This window comes from Microbulbifer epialgicus, assembly GCF_041447265.1.
Taxonomy (GTDB): Bacteria; Pseudomonadota; Gammaproteobacteria; order Pseudomonadales; family Cellvibrionaceae; genus Microbulbifer; species Microbulbifer epialgicus.
Window position 1 is genome coordinate 16911 of record NZ_JBGMEK010000005.1, and the last position, 18691, is coordinate 35601.

The 18691-nt window shown below is 43.9% G+C and carries 14 protein-coding genes; 7 read left to right on the forward strand and 7 right to left on the reverse strand.

What is annotated here, in order from left to right; translation table 11 throughout:
- Window positions 1-390 precede the first annotated feature (390 nt).
- Together ACCI49_RS03885 and rfaH are read right to left on the reverse strand one after the other, a co-directional pair.
- Window positions 391-1455: a hypothetical protein gene (locus tag ACCI49_RS03885; protein ID WP_371837665.1), complete on the reverse strand. Its 1065-nt coding sequence runs from the start codon at window positions 1453-1455 to the stop codon at window positions 391-393.
- 166 nt (window positions 1456-1621) lie between these two features.
- The gene (gene rfaH / locus ACCI49_RS03890) at window positions 1622-2125 is read right to left on the reverse strand and encodes a transcription/translation regulatory transformer protein RfaH (RefSeq protein ID WP_371837666.1); all 504 of its coding nucleotides are present in this window, start codon (window positions 2123-2125) and stop codon (window positions 1622-1624) included.
- 2024 nt (window positions 2126-4149) lie between these two features.
- On the opposite strand from rfaH, the gene ACCI49_RS03895 reads away from it, so the two are divergent.
- Together ACCI49_RS03895 and ACCI49_RS03900 are read left to right on the forward strand one after the other, a co-directional pair.
- Window positions 4150-4857, forward strand: a complete 708-nt coding sequence (locus tag ACCI49_RS03895) for an alpha/beta fold hydrolase (RefSeq protein ID WP_371837667.1) — start codon at window positions 4150-4152, stop codon at window positions 4855-4857.
- 343 nt (window positions 4858-5200) lie between these two features.
- A complete protein-coding gene (locus ACCI49_RS03900) occupies window positions 5201-5530 on the forward strand; it encodes a hypothetical protein (protein ID WP_371837668.1) in 330 nt (109 codons plus the stop codon).
- 198 nt (window positions 5531-5728) lie between these two features.
- Here the strand turns inward: ACCI49_RS03900 and ACCI49_RS03905 are convergent, their stop codons facing one another.
- From ACCI49_RS03905 to ACCI49_RS03915, 3 genes are all read right to left on the reverse strand, one after another.
- On the reverse strand, window positions 5729-7096 hold the full coding sequence (locus ACCI49_RS03905) for a class II 3-deoxy-7-phosphoheptulonate synthase (RefSeq protein WP_442928482.1): 1368 nt from the start codon (window positions 7094-7096) through the stop codon (window positions 5729-5731).
- A 92-nt stretch (window positions 7097-7188) separates the two neighbouring features.
- Complete coding sequence (locus ACCI49_RS03910) at window positions 7189-8379, reverse strand: amino acid aminotransferase (protein WP_371837670.1); 1191 nt, start codon at window positions 8377-8379, stop codon at window positions 7189-7191.
- Window positions 8380-8404: 25 nt separating this feature from the next.
- Window positions 8405-8905: a MarR family winged helix-turn-helix transcriptional regulator gene (locus ACCI49_RS03915; protein WP_371837671.1), complete on the reverse strand. Its 501-nt coding sequence runs from the start codon at window positions 8903-8905 to the stop codon at window positions 8405-8407.
- Window positions 8906-9182: 277 nt separating this feature from the next.
- Between ACCI49_RS03915 and ACCI49_RS03920 the strand changes: the two genes are divergently transcribed.
- From ACCI49_RS03920 to ACCI49_RS03935, 4 genes are all read left to right on the forward strand, one after another.
- Window positions 9183-10313, forward strand: a complete 1131-nt coding sequence (locus tag ACCI49_RS03920; RefSeq protein WP_371837672.1) for a homogentisate 1,2-dioxygenase — start codon at window positions 9183-9185, stop codon at window positions 10311-10313.
- A gap of 69 nt (window positions 10314-10382) precedes the next feature.
- Window positions 10383-11012 carry a maleylacetoacetate isomerase gene (gene maiA, locus ACCI49_RS03925; RefSeq protein WP_371837673.1) on the forward strand — a complete coding sequence of 210 codons (630 nt, stop codon included), beginning with the start codon at window positions 10383-10385 and terminating at the stop codon, window positions 11010-11012.
- Between the two features lie 474 nt (window positions 11013-11486).
- A complete protein-coding gene (locus tag ACCI49_RS03930) occupies window positions 11487-12962 on the forward strand; it encodes a ricin-type beta-trefoil lectin domain protein (protein WP_371837674.1) in 1476 nt (491 codons plus the stop codon).
- Between the two features lie 1132 nt (window positions 12963-14094).
- Window positions 14095-14571 carry a CopD family protein gene (locus tag ACCI49_RS03935; protein ID WP_371837675.1) on the forward strand — a complete coding sequence of 159 codons (477 nt, stop codon included), beginning with the start codon at window positions 14095-14097 and terminating at the stop codon, window positions 14569-14571.
- Between the two features lie 173 nt (window positions 14572-14744).
- Here the strand turns inward: ACCI49_RS03935 and ACCI49_RS03940 are convergent, their stop codons facing one another.
- Both ACCI49_RS03940 and ACCI49_RS03945 read right to left on the reverse strand, forming a co-directional pair.
- Window positions 14745-15749, reverse strand: a complete 1005-nt coding sequence (locus ACCI49_RS03940) for a hypothetical protein (RefSeq protein WP_371837676.1) — start codon at window positions 15747-15749, stop codon at window positions 14745-14747.
- 565 nt (window positions 15750-16314) lie between these two features.
- Window positions 16315-16980: a phytanoyl-CoA dioxygenase family protein gene (locus ACCI49_RS03945; protein ID WP_371837677.1), complete on the reverse strand. Its 666-nt coding sequence runs from the start codon at window positions 16978-16980 to the stop codon at window positions 16315-16317.
- Window positions 16981-18059: 1079 nt separating this feature from the next.
- Between ACCI49_RS03945 and ACCI49_RS03950 the strand changes: the two genes are divergently transcribed.
- Window positions 18060-18674 carry a bactofilin family protein gene (locus ACCI49_RS03950; protein ID WP_371837678.1) on the forward strand — a complete coding sequence of 205 codons (615 nt, stop codon included), beginning with the start codon at window positions 18060-18062 and terminating at the stop codon, window positions 18672-18674.
- The last annotated feature ends 17 nt before the right edge of the window (window positions 18675-18691 follow it).

Genomic DNA, 18691 nt, shown 5'->3' on the forward strand with positions numbered 1-18691 from the left:
TGACCTAAATCTGTTAATGAATAAACTATTGATATTCAACATACTAATGCAACCTGCAGCTCAGTTGCCATTTTTTGGCCTATGCTATCAACTATCTCACGGAAAAATTTTTTGGCCATTTAATTTTTTGTTTTTCCGGACATTTTGCTGTTACATCGTTAACAACATAGAATTTTTATGCGTTTATTATCCATGATAAACTTATGACCAAATGTTAAGATGAAATTTAAGACTAGTTGTTCGCATATTTTGCTCCAATAGCCGCTAAATTGTAACTTTGATTTTCATCTCAATTGCGATTATTTTTTTGACTGGCGAAATTCATACAGTTCTAGAGTAAAAAAATGCGATATTGAAATATCTCTCTAGAAAATCACCAACAATGATAGGTTAGAAATCTAGCCTGTGAACAAGTTCGCTTAGCAAGTAGCTTTCCTTTTCTCTTAATTCTTCTAAACCATCAATAATTTCAATATATTTATCAGGGTGCCAGTTAACATGAAGATCCATGGATAGAAAACGAAGTTGTTTGGCTTTCCCTTCTACAATATTTGCGTTTTTAGTCAAACTACCGAAATCTACTATCTTTTTATATCGCTCCTGTAACACCTTAATAAACTGCCCAATTAATCTTTTGTGCTCCCACAAGCCATACATTAATCTGAGATCTGAAATCTTCTTTTTTTTAGTATATTCACTTTTAAATAGATCAATAATGTAATTATAACAATCTACACCATAGCATTTATCTCTTGGTTTTAGGAAGCGGCCATTTTTAGGCATTATTCGAGTAGGGAATACACCATTTTGATACGCTTCAACCATGCCAATAATTACATTTCTATCCGTGTCACACTTAAAATCATCCATTAGTTTATAGTAAAATATTTCTCCTGGATTTTTGTTGGTAGTTAGCCAAGGAAGGTTTTCACGAATACTATTTAAAATTTTTCCTGTTGTAATTGGGTGTGTACTTGAGTACGCCAAGTAAAAATCATCAAAACTAATATCATTAGGCTGAAAATTTCCTCTTGCATTAAATCCTATAGAATGGAAGACTTCTTTCGTCTTATCATATCCAAACACAACAGACTCTTTAAGGGAGTTATATTTTAGCTTTAAAATATGTTTAACATTTCCTAGCAACTCCACATAGTATCCATTATCAATTAATTCGATAATTATTTCCAAGTATTCATTTTTATCAAATATTGTTTTACCATAGTAATATTCATTATATTGATAGTAATGCAGTTTTGGATGTGACATCATTTTCTCTCGGTAGGAAAATGAAAATGCGAAATTATCTGGTGCATTATTACAGCAGCATGTGAAGTAATTTTGGAAAAGAAAGTGAACCGAGGAATTATTTTGGGGTAAAATTCCCGTAATATGAGCAACTTGTAAATGCAGCTTCAGCGGGGGATCTTCATTGAAATATAGCTTCTTATTCATTTTGAAAAAAACGGCTTAACCGTAATGGATATTTTTAATGGGAAATTTCAACATCTTAATTTTTCAGTAATTTTCAAAGGTAGTATTCAAACCCAATAATTGAATTATATTAACTTTTTAGAGTCTGAATTCGAGATAAAATTATCTACAATTAAAAAGTTAAATTTCAAGAAACTTTTTTTTCTATAAATTGATTATTAATCTCTACTTCTCTCTGATTTTCCATGATGCTCAGAAGCACAATTACTCTATCCTTTCCAGACTTGCACTTATATATTGCTTCCAAGCCTTCCAGGCTTCCACCAGAGATGTATATCTGGTCGCCTGGATTTAGATCGGGCGGATTAATATTTAATTGGCTTAACCTCTCAGAATCTTCTTTTAATTGATTAATAACAGAATCAGAAATAGTAGCCTTGTATTCGCCAAATCTCACAAAGTCCCTAACTCCCCCTGTAGAACGAACTGCACACCAGTTACTTGCCTCACTATGCAATTTTATAAAAATATAACCAGGAAACAAGGGTTCCAGAGATGGCTTGATCACAGTATTTTTTTTGTTTTTCTTTCTATATTGCGGGGAAAAGACTTCATACTTTTGATTCTCCAGAAGTACCACTGCTCTTTTATCTTGTTTTGGTTTACAGCAAAGTAAATACCAGCAATACATTATATATCCTCATAACTAATATGTATAACTTCCTTCTAAGCATGTTGATGCACAGAAGTTTACATACCGTGAAAATCACATGTAATATTAATTATTTTTAATGTACTATTTTGTGATAGTCTTATTATTATTTGATTTATAGGAATTTCCTCAGATTATAGCTGTCTTTCACTTGCCTTCTGGCACCCTCGAATTACCATAAATATTAAAAATAGTAAAAGCTCCTTCTCAAGAATGAATATCCAAAAGATTGCACAGTAAAAATGAATCCCATTATTCAAATATAATTTATTTGGATAATGGCCCAGAAGTGAAGAATTGCAATTTCCATCCCTGAGAAATGATTGAAATATGCATAGTCTTCTAAACTTGATAAAAAGACGATTTTTTTATTATGAAAACTGCTGCGATCAGGCAAGCTTCCGCCCGTGAGTCCGGCTCCCAATCGCAAGATGGTCCAATCTGACATCTACTTAGTACAAATGATCAAGTCATATATGTACTAATATTTTAAAATGCACGAGTCCCATTAATTTCTGACGCCCTAAGAATTCAGAGCTAATGAAACCGGTTACATGATCAAGCTTATATGGGATATTTTATAAAGTCAACCATATGAAGTCGATTGAGGTAAAATACAATCATATTCATTCCGGTGACTTGGCAATACAAACTTATATATTATGTTAATCTACAGTAGATATATATTCCCTATGGCTAAGCAATGTAAAAATCGATAATTACTAAGCAATCTTTTATATGAGAGAGTATCTCGATACACGGCTTGCGTAATATAAACAGCCTTCTATTTGTATGGTATTTATACAAAGGTTAAAAGGCGCACCTAAGTACATGTTTTAGGTTTCTTTGCGAGTGAGCTTGTTAAATATTCACATTAGTCGTATTTTTATTGATAGTCAGGTGCTGAATCGCATACGTACACAAGGATGTCATAGACATTCTTCAATTAGCTCTTCAAAAAACTAACCTTTGCCCAGAGTTCACCGCTAAAATATCATGTTTAGGGAAACTCCGAATAATTCCGTAATGCCCCTGACTCTCAGGGGCGATTCACAACCATGACGCGATTCCGCAATTCTAAGCCCTTTAAAAAGCTTCAAGGCATGATTGAACGCTCCGGAAGAGTCCTTGAACGGGAATTGAAGGCTACAGCTATGCGGTACAGTTCTTAAAAAAAATGTCCATTCGCTACGAGCAGCGCCTATCGTCTGTAACTCTCGAGACTACCAGAGATATTACGTAATTATTCAGAATTTATACATTCGTTATTGCTGTCAAATCTGTATTGCAGCAACGAGTATTCTATTATTTGCCGAACCCGAGTAAGCGCCGAAGGACTCATTGTAATAAGCTCCTTGAAAACATGCTTCCTTTGATTCAATCGGCGATCTCGAAGTCAAGAATGAGCCCTTTATCACAAAATTTAAACATTGCCATCATACATAACCGCTTCGGATCATCTTGCGTATTCATTTTATGGGGCTATTTCATCAGCTCAATAATCTCGATATGAAGGACACTCTATATGAGATAGAGCCCATTTACCATTGTCCGGAATCGGCACTCATAAACCAGGTCCCGGGTGAAACTAATTTCCACAACTTTCGAAACCTAATTGAAGAGTAGTAGCTTAGACGCCAGATCTTTGTGGAAATGGGCTCATTGGACATGCGACCATTATCACAACGCCCAACACCGCTCAGAATCGAAAGCGGGCCTGTGATTCAAAGATCCGCAAGACCAAAAAAGGGAGATTACACGAATGACGCTAAAAAGGTGAAACCGGTCAAGTCTAAAAATCTTCCAGCACTAGAATAGCTCCACGGGGAATGGCTTGTTAAGCAGAGACTCTATTACACGACAACCTATATCAAAGACTAACTTTGCTAGTATTAATTTCTCTTGTAATCCAATTGCCATACAAACCGTTCAATTCACTCTCTACGGTCGCCTGACTCTTGCAAGTTCGCACCGTTTGGCCGAAATAGGAAAAGAGGTAATATATGGCGACATTTGTATTGGTCCACGGTGCTTGGCAAGGGGGCTGGTGTTGGAAGCGAGTCGCGACTATTCTGCGCCAGTCTGGCCATGAAGTATTCACCCCCACTTTGACGGGCCTTGGGGAGCGGGCACACCTATTGGACGATCAGATCGATCTGGATACGCATATCCAGGATGTTCTAGGCGTTATTTATTGTGAAGAACTGTCCAACATCGTCCTGTGCGGTCACAGCTATGGAGGGGTGGTAATTACCGGTGTTGCTGACAAATTGTCCGAACGTATTTGTTCACTTGTTTATCTTGACGCTTTAGTGCCAGCTAATGGTAAGAACGTGCTAGATCTCTTGCCCACTGAAACTGTGTCTGGTTTCCGGGAAAATGTCAAAACTAAAGGCGCAGGCTTTCGGGTAACACCAGCGCCAGCAAAAGATTTCGGGGTCAATATTCATGATCGGGCTTGGGTAGATCGTCGGTGCGTCGACCACCCATTCAAGACCTTTGTGCAACCAATTCGTTTGGAAGGCGCATGGAAAAACGTGCCTCAACACTTATATATCTACGCCACTGGTTGGAGTCCAGGTATCGGCAGGCCATTTTTTAAGAAAGCCGAGCAGGCATCTGCGTGGGATACTATTTCTTTGCCTTGTGGTCATGATGTGATGATCGATATGCCCGAAGAGCTGGCACAGATCCTGATCGCTTCATTCTAATTAAAATAATTTATAGGGACACGCTTTTTAGGGTTCAATATCCAGATAAGAAGCCAGTGGATAGAAGTTATCGGTATAGGAATCTAGCCATAGGCTCAAATTGAGCGACGAATAAAATAATAGTTAGAATTAATCGCATAATGCATCTTTTGAGGGGGCGTACAGGACGTACCTGTGAGGGATAAATACAAACGATTACAATTGTAACACGCAATGTAATTATGTGTAATGAAAATTGAAGTCAGATATGTAACAACTATTACTCAGGCAGCGACAAATAGCTTCATATTAAAGAAAACCATTGCCTTATGTTATGGCAATTCTGTCAAATCTGGATATAAATATGCCAATTAAAAACGAAGAATTCGCAAAAAAAGTGGTAGTCGTGAAATCGGCGATCAATCAATTCGCGCAAAAAGCATTATACCGGCCTTACCCAGGCGGCGCTTTTGTCGTTCAAAATGATTATAGAGTCCGCTTAACTGCTGACGGAGGGTATATAAGGATAGAACAAATTACGGCCACTGCTTTGTACTTTCAAGTGAAAGTAAATCATTTATATGGCTGCATTCATTATACGAAACCGGAAGAATGGTATTATGTTGTAAAAGGGAGTCATGCCCGTGCAGAATTTAATTCATACAAAGTACATGCCATCGAAGCTCGTATATAGGAGGAACTCCTATTACTTTCAGGGGCCGTACCAATCTATACTCTTTACATCTATTTCTGGCACATCGTCATATAATAAGATCTCTTCAAATCCCACTATATTTTCTGGATTGGTAACAACCCCCACCCCCCCCTTGTTCAAGCTTTTAACTTAGAATAAGGGGTTTGATTTGCTTACTTTAACTCCTGAACTAAGTAGCTAAGCAATCCGCCCTGCACGCAACCACTCAGCCACACAAAAAGCCAGTTCCAATACTTGGTCGGCATTTAAGCGCGGGTCGCATTGGGTTCGATAGCAACTGGCAAGATCCGCTTCAGAAATTTTCCAGGCGCCACCGGTGCATTCAGTTACGTGTTCACCGGTCATTTCCAAATGGATACCGCCAGGGTGACTGCCCTCAGCCCAATGTACTGAGAAGAAGTCCCGAATTTCACGAAGGATTTTATCAAAGTCGCGAGTTTTGTAGCCATTACCGGCTTTTACGGTGTTGCCGTGCATTGGGTCTGTACTCCAAACTACAGAGCGCCCTTCCCTTTGCACTGCACGTACGAGTTCCGGTAGCTTGTCTCCGAGAGTGTCAGCACCCATACGAGTAATTAACGTGAGGCGGCCAGCTTCATTCTCAGGGTTGAGCTTGTCGATCAAACGCGACAGCTCATCTGGCTGCATGCTTGGGCCAACTTTTACACCAATAGGGTTGCATACACCAGACAGGAACTCTACATGGGCTCCATCCAGCTGGCGAGTACGCTCACCAATCCAGAGCATATGCGCAGAGCAGTCATACCACTTACCGGTGAGACTGTCTGTGCGCGTCAGCGCTTGCTCGTATTCCAGTAGCAGTGCTTCATGAGACGTGTAAAGCACAGTCTCACGAATTGCGGGGGTGTTTTCTGAAGTAACACCACATACCGCCATAAATTCCAGCGCTTCTTGTAAGCGCTCCGCTAACTGTGCATATTTTTCGCGCTGGGGGTTGTTCTTGAGGAAACTTAGATTCCAGCCATGCACCCGGTGAAGATCAGCCAGACCACCTTGAGCGAAAGCGCGCAGCAGGTTGAGGGTTGCCGCAGATTGGTTATAGGCGGTGACCATGCGCTGGGGATCGGGCTGACGAGCTTCTGCAGTAAAGTCGATGCCATTGATAATATCGCCGCGATAACTGGGCAGCTCTTTACCATTCACAGTTTCAGTATCTGCTGAGCGCGGCTTGGCATACTGGCCTGCCATCCGTGCCACTTTTACTACCGGTAGATTACCTGCAAAAGTGAGTACCACTGCCATTTGCAGTAATACTTTAAAAGTATCGCGTATACGGTTTGCGTTGAAGTCAGCAAAAGACTCTGCACAATCGCCGCCCTGCAACAAAAATGCCTTTCCTTCCGCAACCTGGGCCAGTTGACGGCGTAGCTCGCGCGCTTCGGCAGCAAATACCAAAGGTGGGTAGCCAGCAAGCTGTTTGGCTACCTGGGTAACATCATCGGCGGAGGTGTATTTGGGCTGTTGGTGCGCGGTGAAGTTTCGCCAGCTCTGCGGGGTCCAGATTTGGGTGGGGGATTCAGACACTGGGACTCCTAGCTCAACTTCCATCTTTCACTCTTACTTCTTTAGGTAAATCTTAAGGGGTGAGCGTACTGCTCACCCTAAATGTGCCGAATTTACAGCACGCTGGCAACCGCCTTGCAGAAGTATTCCATATTGTTGGAACTCAAACCGGCAATACTGATGCGGCTGGAGTCCACCATATAGATAGAATAATCCTTTTGCAGCTGTTGCACCTGCTCTGGGCTAATGCCCAGGAAGGAGAACATACCTTTCTGCTGGCGGATAAAACCGAAATCACCTGCTGCTCCGGCGGCCCCGAGCCCTTCTACCAAACCGGAGCGCAGTCCGTTGATACGCTCACGCATCTCGGTAAGCTCCGCTTCCCAGTTCGCTTTCAGGCCTGCATCTGTAAGGATAGATTCCACAATCGCCGCACCGTGGGAAGGTGGCATGGAATAGTTCCCACGAATTGCACTCAGCATCTGGCTGTGGCTTTTATCGGCACTCTCACCATTGGCATAGACCACCATGGCTAGGCCAACCCGCTCACGATAGAGACCAAAGTTTTTCGAACAGGAAGCCGCTACCAACATTTCGGGTACGGACTCCGCCATCAGGCGCAAGCCATAGGCGTCGTCTTCCAGGCTTTCGCCGAAGCCCTGGTAGGCCATATCAATAAACGGGGTAAAGCCCTGTTTCTGGGCCATTTCCGCCAATACTTTCCACTGCTCGCGGGACAGGTCTGCGCCACAAGGGTTATGACAGCAGGCGTGGAACAGGACCACATCGCCCTCGCCCACGTTCTTCAGAGTCTCCACCATTTTGTCGAACTGCAAGCTGCTGGTGGCGCGGTCGTAATAGGGGTAGCTCTTGATGTTCAGGCCCGCATTCCCCAATAGCGGCACGTGATTCGCCCAGGTGGGGTCGCTCACCCAAACAGTAGCTCCTTCCTTGGCACGATTGATCAATTCCGCCAAAGCGCGCAGGGCGCCACAACCACCCGGAGTTTGAGCGGAACGTACGCGGCCACCTACCAAGGCGGAATGTCCGGCGCCCAGTACCAATTCCTGCATCACTGAATTGAAGCCGGGTGTGCCTGCGGGGCCGATATAGGCTTTAGTTTCCTCACTTTGCAATAAGCGAGTCTCCGCCTCTTTTACCGCCTGCAAAACCGCGGTGTGGCCGGCCTCATCCTTATAGACCCCTACTCCAAGGTCGATTTTGCTGGGGTTTTCATCCGCACGATAACTGGCCAACAGACCCAGGATGGGATCTGGCGGGAGACTGCTTAAATGCTCAAACATCTGAAAACTCCTTTATTTATCCTATTTATTCATCGATCAAGCCGCGCTCGGACCATTCCTTAGCGCGAACTAACAGTTTTTCAATTATGCCATCCAGTTGCTCCCGCTCCTCAGCGGAGAGCGAGGCGATCAAATCATTTTCGTATTGCTGCGCAAGCGGCACTATGCGCGCGTAGACTTCCCGTCCTAACTCAGACAAGTTCAACACCTGACGCCGGCGGTCCACAGGATCTTCGCTGCGGGTGATGTAATCGTTCTTTAGCAGCGAGGAAACAGCTCGGCTGATTGCCACTTTGTCCATGGCCGTTTGCTCTACCAGATCGGCCGCAGAAAGGTCCTGAAAACGCCCCAGGATGGCCATGACGCGCCAGGCCGGAATGGTGAGATGAAAGCGCGCACCATAAGCTTGTGAAATAGCGTTACTCACCCGGTTTGAGAGTACCGATAAGCGATATGGTAAAAACTTCTCCAAGCGCAACTCATCCTGTTTTTCTGCCGTATCTGGCGTTTTCGGGTCATTAGTCATGGCTGCTCTCACACCTACCTGTCTGCGAATCCGGGTTGTACCAGATGTCCAATTTAACTAACATTGGTTTCAATTGTAACCACTGTGGGTGCAAATGTTTCCTTGAAATCCTTTGGGCCACGAGGAAAAATTGGTCGCACATTATAGGGGTTTATGCGCCATTTTTGCTAAACATATACTGGAAAAACGCGAAAAGTATGCGCAGTGCCTTGGCTGAATGGGGCGAACCTCAATCAGCCGTTAAACGCCGCCCTGCCCCGCAGATGCGAGGTTGCCTATGAACAAGTGGATACGCTTTCCCAGAACCGAAGGTAAGGCCAGCCGCCAGGCTCATGCAGACCTCCCTCCAAACACTTTTGAAAGAGAGATGGGCAAGGAGGGCTTTTTAGGCCCTTGTACGCACTTTTACCACAGCCATCCTCCCACCGCCTGGAGCGGTTTCGAGGGACCACTGCGCCCACATGCCTTTGACAGTACAAAAATGATCCACAAGGAGGGCAGCCCCTGGGACCAAAAGCCAATACTTCGCAACAGTAACAGCCTTATAGGGCTCTGGACCTGCCACAAGCAAATGGATCATTTGGTACGCAATGCCGACGGGGATCAGCTCCTTTTTGTTCACAATGGCAGCGGCGAGCTATTTTGTGATTTCGGCCACCTGAAAGTTCGCGATGGCGATTACATCCTACTGCCTCGGGGCACTATGTGGCGCTTGGTTCCCACAGAGGATGAACCCTTGGAGCTACTGATGCTGGAAGCGAGCAGCGGCGCCTTCCAGATGCCAGAAAAAGGCATATTGGGCCCCAATGCGATCTTCGACGAGGCAATGTTGGATGTTCCCGCAATCGACAACGCATTTCAGGAGCAGCAGGCAGATACAGAATGGCGTGTTGTCGTGAAGGCCCGTCAACAGCTTTCAACCATTATTTACCCCTTTAATCCACTTGATGCCACCGGCTGGACCGGCGACAACCTAGCGGTGCGGATCAATTGGCGGGATTTACGCCCCTTGATGAGCCACCGTTACCATCTTCCACCCTCTGTACATACCACCTTTATTGCATCCGGATTTATAGTAGCTACCTTTGTACCGCGGCCCCTGGAAAGTGATCCGGGCGCGCTCAAAGTGCCGTTTTTTCATAGTAACGACGACTACGATGAGCTCATTTTCTACCACCGCGGTAACTTCTTTAGCCGCGACAATATTCACCCAGGTATGTTGACTCTACACCCAATGGGCTTTACCCATGGCCCGCACCCAAAGGCCTTGGCAACAGCCGCCAGGCACGCCAGGAAAGAGACAGATGAGGTCGCCGTAATGATCGACAGCCGCACACCGTGGGACATACTGCCTGATGCCTACGCTGTAGAATTAACGAATTACGTCGACTCTTGGAAAACTCAGTGACTGATTTCGTTACAAATACATAATTAGCAAGAATTACCACACAGATAACAACTGAAGAAAGGAAAGAAAATGGACCTTTACGGATATTTCCGCTCCTCGGCGAGCTATCGAGTTCGCATAGGCCTCAATTTGAAGCAGCTCGAGTACAACTATCATCCAGTGAACCTGTCGAAAGGGGAGCAACTTGATGATAATTACCTAGCGCTTAACCCACAGGGGTTGGTACCCACCCTAAACGAGGGAGACTTAAGCCTAACCCAATCCATTGCCATATTGGAGTGGCTGGAGGAGGCCTATCCACAGCCACCGCTGCTACCAGAAGGGCGCGAAAATCGGGCTCATATCCGTGCCCTTGCCCACATTATTTCCAGCGATATCCAGCCCTTACAAAACCTGCGTACTTTTAAATATCTGCAAGCCGAATACAAAATCAGCGACGAGCAGAAAATACAGTGGATTCAGCACTGGGTTGATCTAGGCTTCTCAGCCTTGGAGCAAGAACTCGAACCGGCTCCCTTTGCCGCTGGTGATAAACCCGGACTGTTTGAGTGCTGCTTGCTACCGCAAATCTACAATGCCGAGCGCTTTGGTATGGATATCGGTAGTTACCCCAAAATACAGAAAATTGCACAAGCCTGTAATGAGCTGCCGGCTTTTATTAATGCCCGCCCAGAAAATCAAACGGATAGCACTCTTTAAACCCTATTCAAGGAAAGAATACACTGCACTCGAGACGCGCTGTGAATACATCCCTGTAAGCACGTAATCGGCATCCATCCCTCATCCGGTCCCGAGCACAGTGTATTCTTTCCTTCCCCCTTTTTAGTAAGAAAGCTGTAACGTCAAAATCGCACCCTAAAAAGTAAAGTGAGCTCCAACTTCATTTTCCATTTATTTACACCCAAATGAACCCGAAAGTAGATCAATATAGTCTAATAGACTCCACCATGTGCCCCTACCCAGGTCCTCAGTAATCCTTTTCGTAAATAGGTACTCTCACTGGGATTTATAATCACAAACTTTTCAAATGGGATTATTTTGTGACCAGACACACAAACATCACCTGTGTATTCAAGCACCCCAGCGTAATATCTCCTTCACATACCATCCATAAAATCGTCACCCCATTTACAATAGTCGCCAGGCCCGATAAAAATTTTACTGGAAGCTAAAATGATCAAATTACCTCTCTGCTCCATGGCATTCTCACTTATGGTTTCACTAAGTGCTGATATCAACGCCACAACCCAATTAATGCCTAAATTCCAAGCCGAATCTGTCAAAGAGCATCACCGCATCGATCAACTTTACTACCTACAACCCCACAATAGTTACGAGCGACTGTCCGAGGGGGAAACCCTGACCGACTGGCTGGACAAGGGCTTTCGCTCTCTGGAGCTGGATGTGGTCGATCACGGCTCATGGCAAGGTAGCAGTCACGGCCCCTATGTTGCCCATGGCCAAAGCGATATCGGTAATCATATGTGTAAGAACAACGGGGGAGATGATCGACTGGAGCACTGCTTGGACGATATTAAGGCCTGGCTTGCTAACAACGAGCTTGATGCACCCCTAATGCTTTATATTGATATGAAACCGAATAATAATTGGTTTGCCGCCTGGTATGCAGATGAGATTTACCTATTGGATCAATATATCAAACGGGAACTGGGCGATTTACAGTTTAGCTATCAAGATATGTTGATCCACCTCCAAGAGAGCTCAACTTCAACAAACTACCGCGATACCCTAAGGGAGACCGGCTGGCCCACGGTGGGAGAGCTATTATCCGAGAACAAAAAGGTACTGGTGATATTTACTGGGGGGCAGAGTGGTAACGTTAATAACCGGATGGAGTCAGCCCTGTATAGCTACCCCTTGCAAGCCTTCCTCTGCCCGGACATCGACACTGCTGACCCCGAGGAGTTTTCCAGCACCGTTGACTCAATGGACTCCAGCAGCTCCAAAAAGATATTTTGCGGGAATGTTAAAGCGGGCGATCACTATCAGGTTACCGCGAATGAGGCATCCGATAGCAAACAGCTAATGCACCTTTGGAGCAGCTCTGGAGATTTTAACAACACCGATTTCGGCTATGCCTATCTCGCTGTGGCCCACGGCGCTACAGTAATTGGTATAGACCCAATTACTGTCGCTGACACACCTGACTACACCATCCAAGCTATCCCTTTTGTCGGTGTAAGAAGAAGCCTGCCGGGATATTTCCGTATCCGCTCTACAGAGGACTCCAGTTTGTGTCTCAATGTGGCTCAGGGTTATAGCAATGGTTCAGATTTAACCTTGAGTAGCTGCAATTCCAGCAACAACCAACAATTTGTTTATACCGCCGAAGGACAATTAAGACCCAAGGGTAATAATAAATACTGCGTGGACTACAACTCAGGTAATGCAGATAATGGCGATAAGATGCACCTGTGGGATTGCGATGGGGGGAATTCAGAAAAATGGCAGGTGCAGGAAAGCAGTATCATTCAAAATAGAGACAAAGACTGGAAATACTGTATTGACACTCCCGGGACCAGTGCTGATAACGGGGAACAACTACAAATTTATCAGTGCAACACCGCCGATAAGGGCCAGCGGTTTTCTCTGGAAACAGTTGCAGACTGGGAGCAGGTTGATTTTTAAGGGAGATGAAATCCTGGGAAGCTCTGTAGATCGCAAGGATTGTCTTAGCAACTTGACTTTGCACCTTAGCCGGCTGTTTACAAGAGTAAAAATCCGTATTCTTTGAATGCGGAATTTCCTCTGCCTCTTAAAAGGGGCTATAAAGCCAAGCCTCTCAGAAGACTGGCCGTGAATTATCTCAACCTGGATTTATTTCTGTAGATCCAACTGGGGCTGCCGCTGGTCGAGCTTTTCCTGTTACTTCACATACTTTTGAATTGTGTCGACATCAACGTCAACCGAATTTGCGCAGCACTCTTTGTCCCCAAATGGCTTCTTCCGAAGACAGCAGAATAGCGGTAACACTCTCTGGTCCGTCTTAACTTTTACAACTCCCAACAGCTTTGAATTTGGCACCTTCCACAGTACCTTCACGAAAGATGCATCTGGTATGCTTGGGCATTTAGCCCTACCACTCTGTAACAAGGCGGACCGCAATAAACCCAAATATAGTTGTACAGCTCTTGTGCAACTGATCCCTTTAATATTCCATATAGAGGTACTTGGGAACCCCAAAACTGCGATATTGACAGTGTCGCAAAACATACTAGGAAGGAAAAAATACACTGCGCTCGGGACCGTATGAGGCATGGATGCCGATTACGAGATTACAGGGATGTATTCACAGCGAGTCCCGAGCGCAGTGTATTTTTTCCTTCTGACCCAGTAGTACGTTAGTTTTTCAAAGCGGCATGCTATTTCCTTTCGCTCGAATTGTGGGGATAACTCGAACCTAGGAGTAACAAGGGCCATCTCGCTGGCTTTCGATTTCACCATATTAACAATTGCTATTTGCCGATGTTTACCAAAGATAGTATCAGTTGCGGCGTCCACTGACCTTGTCCCACTCAGAACCTAACAAATAGGCTTAGGCCTTACCTCTACCCCTGACAAGTCATACTGATCCACATCAACTTTTTAGTATTTTTTTAGAGACACCCCCGAAAAAACACTATCAAATACCATCATATTCATATGAGCAGCCTTATTAGTAGCAAGCAAGCCCACCCGGCATCTCTCACAAGAAAAATATTAATGAATATTTCACTAGCCCTCTAAAAACTGGTAGGCATTAATTAAATTTGCCGATATAGTGCCCGACAAAGGATTCGTAACTGAGGTTAAGATGTACGAGGTAGTACTGTTTTTGCATTTGCTAGGTGCAACCATTTGGACTGGAGGTCATCTGGTGCTGGCATGCACCATCCTCCCCTTCGCCCTGAGAAATAATGATATTGAATTTATCTCAAGGTTTGAAAGAAGCTATGAGAAAATTGGTATTCCTGCCCTTCTTCTACAGATTTTTTCCGGTATCTATCTAGCTTTCAATCTCTTGCCCGATATATCCCAATGGTTTAACTTCTCGAATCCGGTTTCGAGACTTATTTCATACAAGCTTATCATATTGGGCTGTACATTCCTCCTTGCTATTGACGCAAGACTCAGGGTCATTCCAAATCTCTCCACCCAAAACCTGAGGGCTCTCGCCTACCATATAATTCCAGTAACACTTCTCTCCGTTCTGTTTGTATACGTAGGGATCTCTTTCAGGACAGGCTGGCTATATTAAATAGACTAGCAGGCGATTATTATCCTTCCCGTATAGACATAATGATAAGATATGAATTAACAACCTCCACACACAACGAGGACCACTTCCCAGCTGCCCTCATCTTCCATCCAATAAACCTAAAAAAAGTATAAAAACCTAACTCCAAATCAAGTATAAATACTGACGATTGACTAAAGAACCTCGTCCAAGTGTTGCAAAAAAGGTACTACGGTCTGATCTCTCACGGTCGGACTCATATCTCGATCGATAGTAATATGACTCAAATCGACCCATTTTTGAGTATACCACCCTAAATTGATATCCGTTGCCGTATAAACAAAAGAGTGCACTCCTGTTAATTCAATAACCTCATCACCTCCCGCCAATTGTCGGATATATAAGTTGTCTTTATAGGGAAACTGAGCATTGAGATCTGTATAGTAGCTCAAATAGTTTGTATTTCCTGGATTGCGAAAAAATGAGGAAGTTACACCCATCTCATTTTGATCCCACTTGCAGACTCCATCAAAACTATGAACTATAGTTCGGATGTTACGAAAGGCTGGATCATTGCGCAGCGCTTTAGCCAAGCGCATTGCCAAGCAACCACCCCTAGATGATCCCGCCAAGTAGATGGTTTCAAGATTTGAAACGTAAGCTTTTGATTTTAGCCAATTGAGGTAGGCCCTTTCTATACGAGATTTCTCACTACTGCTCACCAAATAGTTAAATTGCGCATCAAAGGCTACAGCAAAGAAAGTATCGTCTGCAGGAAAATGCTCTGAATCCAGCACCTGCCGAGCAAGTGAGCGACCATCTACACTCCGAGAACAGGATCTTTCTGAGATCCCACAGTCTTTTTTATAGTTATCCCCCTGACCTGTTACAGCACTTTCAGAACCATATCCCGGTGGCTGCTGTCCGGCAGAAATAAATACCAGATTTCGCACATCTTCCCGTTCAGGCTGCCGAATTCTGGCAATCTGAGTGTATAACTGATGGGTGTTACTGACACCCTCTTGCTCCCACGCATGATACTCAGGTTGAGTATATTGCCGAGTACAAAAAAAGTTTTGGCAATGACGAACACGCTCCAAACTCACCGGAAAATCAGATTTAGGTTCAAATGCTTGAACTTGAAAAACTCCGAAAATAATCGCCAATTTTGCTAAAAACTTTATTATTTGAATATTCATTTTTCACCATTTTTAACTTAATTATCCTTACAATAACAGGAGGAACAAACCTGCTTCCCGACCCAATAAATCAACCCTATATTTGGCCACCCAAGATTCTAGCAACTCCAAATACCATTAAAAAGAAAAATTCACAAAATATATATTTTTATTTTTTTAAATATGGAAAAGCCACTCCCAACAACAAATACCTGCTACATAAAAGCGTCAAATCCTATGGATGTTTAAAGACCACTTCTCCAAACACATAACATCCGGCACGCCTTACTAAAAGGGGGGAGCGAAGAATAGACCGTATGAAGCATGGATGCCGATTACAAGCTTACAGGGATGTATTCGCAGCGCGTCTCGAATGCAGTGTATTCTTTCCTTCTGACCCAGCAGCACCTTCCAGGAACCAACGAAATCGCCTAGAGAGAAATAAATCAATAATTATCAGCTAGACACATACCGGGCCTGGTTCAAGCAACCCGGCATTGTAGAATATAGACCTTAACTCCCTTTTCTTATATGTAACAACCAGGGTCTTCAACTCGTATTAAATTATGAGTTAATTATGGTAGTACTATGCCCAGGTAACGCCAGATGGTAGCTCATAGCAGCTATACTCCAAATGTATTACTCTCCGGCGTTTAGGGCGTAAAGCCTTATCTGATGCATGAAGAATAAGCGGATACATTATTAGTGCAGAACCGGACGTCACTTCACAAGCAATCGGGTCATGCTCTTTAACATATTTGTTTATTTCATCTTGTTGAAATATCCCATGTTGGTGACTACCAGGAAGAAGCTTTAAACAACCATTACCAACGCCAGCACCATCCAGATGAATACGGATACTAATCATTTTTTTAAGAACATATAGAGGGGGCTGTACATGATGAACGCTGTCCTTAATAGTCCAGGGGCCCCATCCGAGCTCAGAAAATTTAGAGGAAACCGCTACAGTTTTATCCTGATGCCAGGTAACAAGCCAGTTACTCCTCTCGTTTTTATCAAACAGGATACTCCTTACTAGCCGAGGAGGCCCGGCTAAATACTTCTGAACTAACCCTAAAACCAATTCTGATTTGGCCAGGGCCGCTATAGAACTATTCTTTTTCTCTGCATTGCGTATCCCTCCAGACCTCCTTGTAAATCTTAGATCTGAAAATTCATCTTGAAGTGTCTTGAGCAGGCCTTCCGGCAAAAAGTTATTTACCAAGGAATAAACATTCTTAAAACCATTCATCCATTAATAACCTCTAAAGAAAGGGGAAAATATACATGCAAATTGCACTCAGAAGTGGATAGAAAAACTCTCAACTATAAAATAGTTTCTTGCTGAAATATTTATCATCAGCGCCAAGAATTAGGGGTATCGTCTTTTTACAAAAAGCTACTACCTGCACCTTAGGCGTTAAATTTTCAAAAATTTTTACATCTCAACCACCATGAAGAGCTGGCTCAACTTTTTCCGTTGCAAACCCCTTGGTAATATACGGCACTATTGATCAGGATAGACCAATGCATCTACAGTCAGCTTTAAGCCAAGCAAAAAGTGCTCCATGTCACACTTTTTGTGTGCAATTCGTGCTAAATTCAGCCCATTCAAGTCGAGGTCAGCTTGATTGATTGCCGAACCGTTTTACGGTAGCTAGCTCGCTGTAAGGTAGTAACAACCCAATCATATTGATGTGTGCCCGGCAGGGCGCAATACCCATCAGCAGACAATAAGCAGTATGCCCTCCACGCCAGAAAGTAAATATTTACTTACAAATTACAGCTTAATGTAATAGTAAGAATGCGACGAGATAGTGAACAATCGTAGAGGTCAGTCGTCGTTAGGTAGTAGGACTATTTTTATACAGACAAGAGTCACAGGTAAAGTTTTGTAAATCGCTTAGCATAATCGGTGTTAGCGAGCGCTCACATTAGTCAGGACTAACCTTTAAATCTGACACCAAACACCTGTGGAAAGAAGAAGCCGCTCAGAAATAGTATAAAAAATCTACCCAACGATTAATGTAGAAATGAAAATACATGTACAAAAATTCTCCAGCTGAATGAAACAAATGCTCCATCGTCAAGAGCATGGAATAGGAGAAAGAGAAATCCTTAATAGTAGAAGATAATTGTATAGCGGCATTCAGGTTTTTACGAAAAAATAGACATGTATGTACTGCCATTATGAGAACTCTACTCTCACATGGGGTACCTGTGATTTTTCACCTCGACGTATAACCTAACCCACCGATAACACTTCAACTGTGGGCGTGATTACAAGAGACTCAATAGCTGACTTTTTCCACAACGAAGAGAATTATTTAGATGAGCACTGAGAAAACAAATGACTCCACACCCTTTCTAGCAGGCATGAGCGCTAGTGAACAGCAATCATCTCTCTCGAATTCAGGCGCCAAATCAGTGCTTGGCGAGGGTATTAATTTCCGTGGTGAGCTGATTGGCACTGAAGATCTTCATGTAGAAGGCACCGTTGACGGTACCGTTATCATGGTTGGCCACAACCTTTCTGTCGGTACCGGCGGTGCGGTGACTGCAAATATTCACGCAAAAAATATTGTTGTGGAAGGCACCCTGGATGGCGACGCTCTTGCTGACGAACTGATCGAGATCCGAAATACTGCTCAGGTAAATGGCAATCTCATCGCGCCAAGAATCAAACTGGATGATGGTGGTAAATTCCGTGGTTCCATGGATATGGTAGATACCGACTCCGAAATGAAGGAACGCCACAAGGAATTCTCAGACCGACTGGTACACCCAGACCTGCCGGCAACAGAAGATAAACCCGCAAATCGCTCGCAGAGCAATTCTTCCTATACCTCCAGCAGCTCAACTGCCAGTGATTCATCCCGCCTGTCCGATACCAGCGACTACCTGTTCGGCACTAAGAAGACCGAAGAGGAAGCAGAGGAGAGCTGAGTTAACTACCTCGGATA

Bases quoted from the DNA above. Each gene is read 5' to 3' on its own strand.
- ACCI49_RS03940 (WP_371837676.1), bottom strand. From the start codon at position 15,749: ATGAATATTCAAATAATAAAGTTTTTAGCAAAATTGGCGATTATTTTC.
- ACCI49_RS03895 (WP_371837667.1), top strand. From the start codon at position 4,150: ATGGCGACATTTGTATTGGTCCACGGTGCTTGGCAAGGGGGCTGGTGT.
- ACCI49_RS03885 (WP_371837665.1), bottom strand. From the start codon at position 1,455: ATGAATAAGAAGCTATATTTCAATGAAGATCCCCCGCTGAAGCTGCAT.
- ACCI49_RS03950 (WP_371837678.1), top strand. From the start codon at position 18,060: ATGAGCACTGAGAAAACAAATGACTCCACACCCTTTCTAGCAGGCATG.
- rfaH (WP_371837666.1), bottom strand. From the start codon at position 2,125: ATGTATTGCTGGTATTTACTTTGCTGTAAACCAAAACAAGATAAAAGA.
- ACCI49_RS03920 (WP_371837672.1), top strand. From the start codon at position 9,183: ATGAACAAGTGGATACGCTTTCCCAGAACCGAAGGTAAGGCCAGCCGC.
- ACCI49_RS03945 (WP_371837677.1), bottom strand. From the start codon at position 16,980: ATGAATGGTTTTAAGAATGTTTATTCCTTGGTAAATAACTTTTTGCCG.
- ACCI49_RS03915 (WP_371837671.1), bottom strand. From the start codon at position 8,905: ATGACTAATGACCCGAAAACGCCAGATACGGCAGAAAAACAGGATGAG.
- maiA (WP_371837673.1), top strand. From the start codon at position 10,383: ATGGACCTTTACGGATATTTCCGCTCCTCGGCGAGCTATCGAGTTCGC.
- ACCI49_RS03910 (WP_371837670.1), bottom strand. From the start codon at position 8,379: ATGTTTGAGCATTTAAGCAGTCTCCCGCCAGATCCCATCCTGGGTCTG.
- ACCI49_RS03900 (WP_371837668.1), top strand. From the start codon at position 5,201: ATGCCAATTAAAAACGAAGAATTCGCAAAAAAAGTGGTAGTCGTGAAA.
- ACCI49_RS03930 (WP_371837674.1), top strand. From the start codon at position 11,487: ATGATCAAATTACCTCTCTGCTCCATGGCATTCTCACTTATGGTTTCA.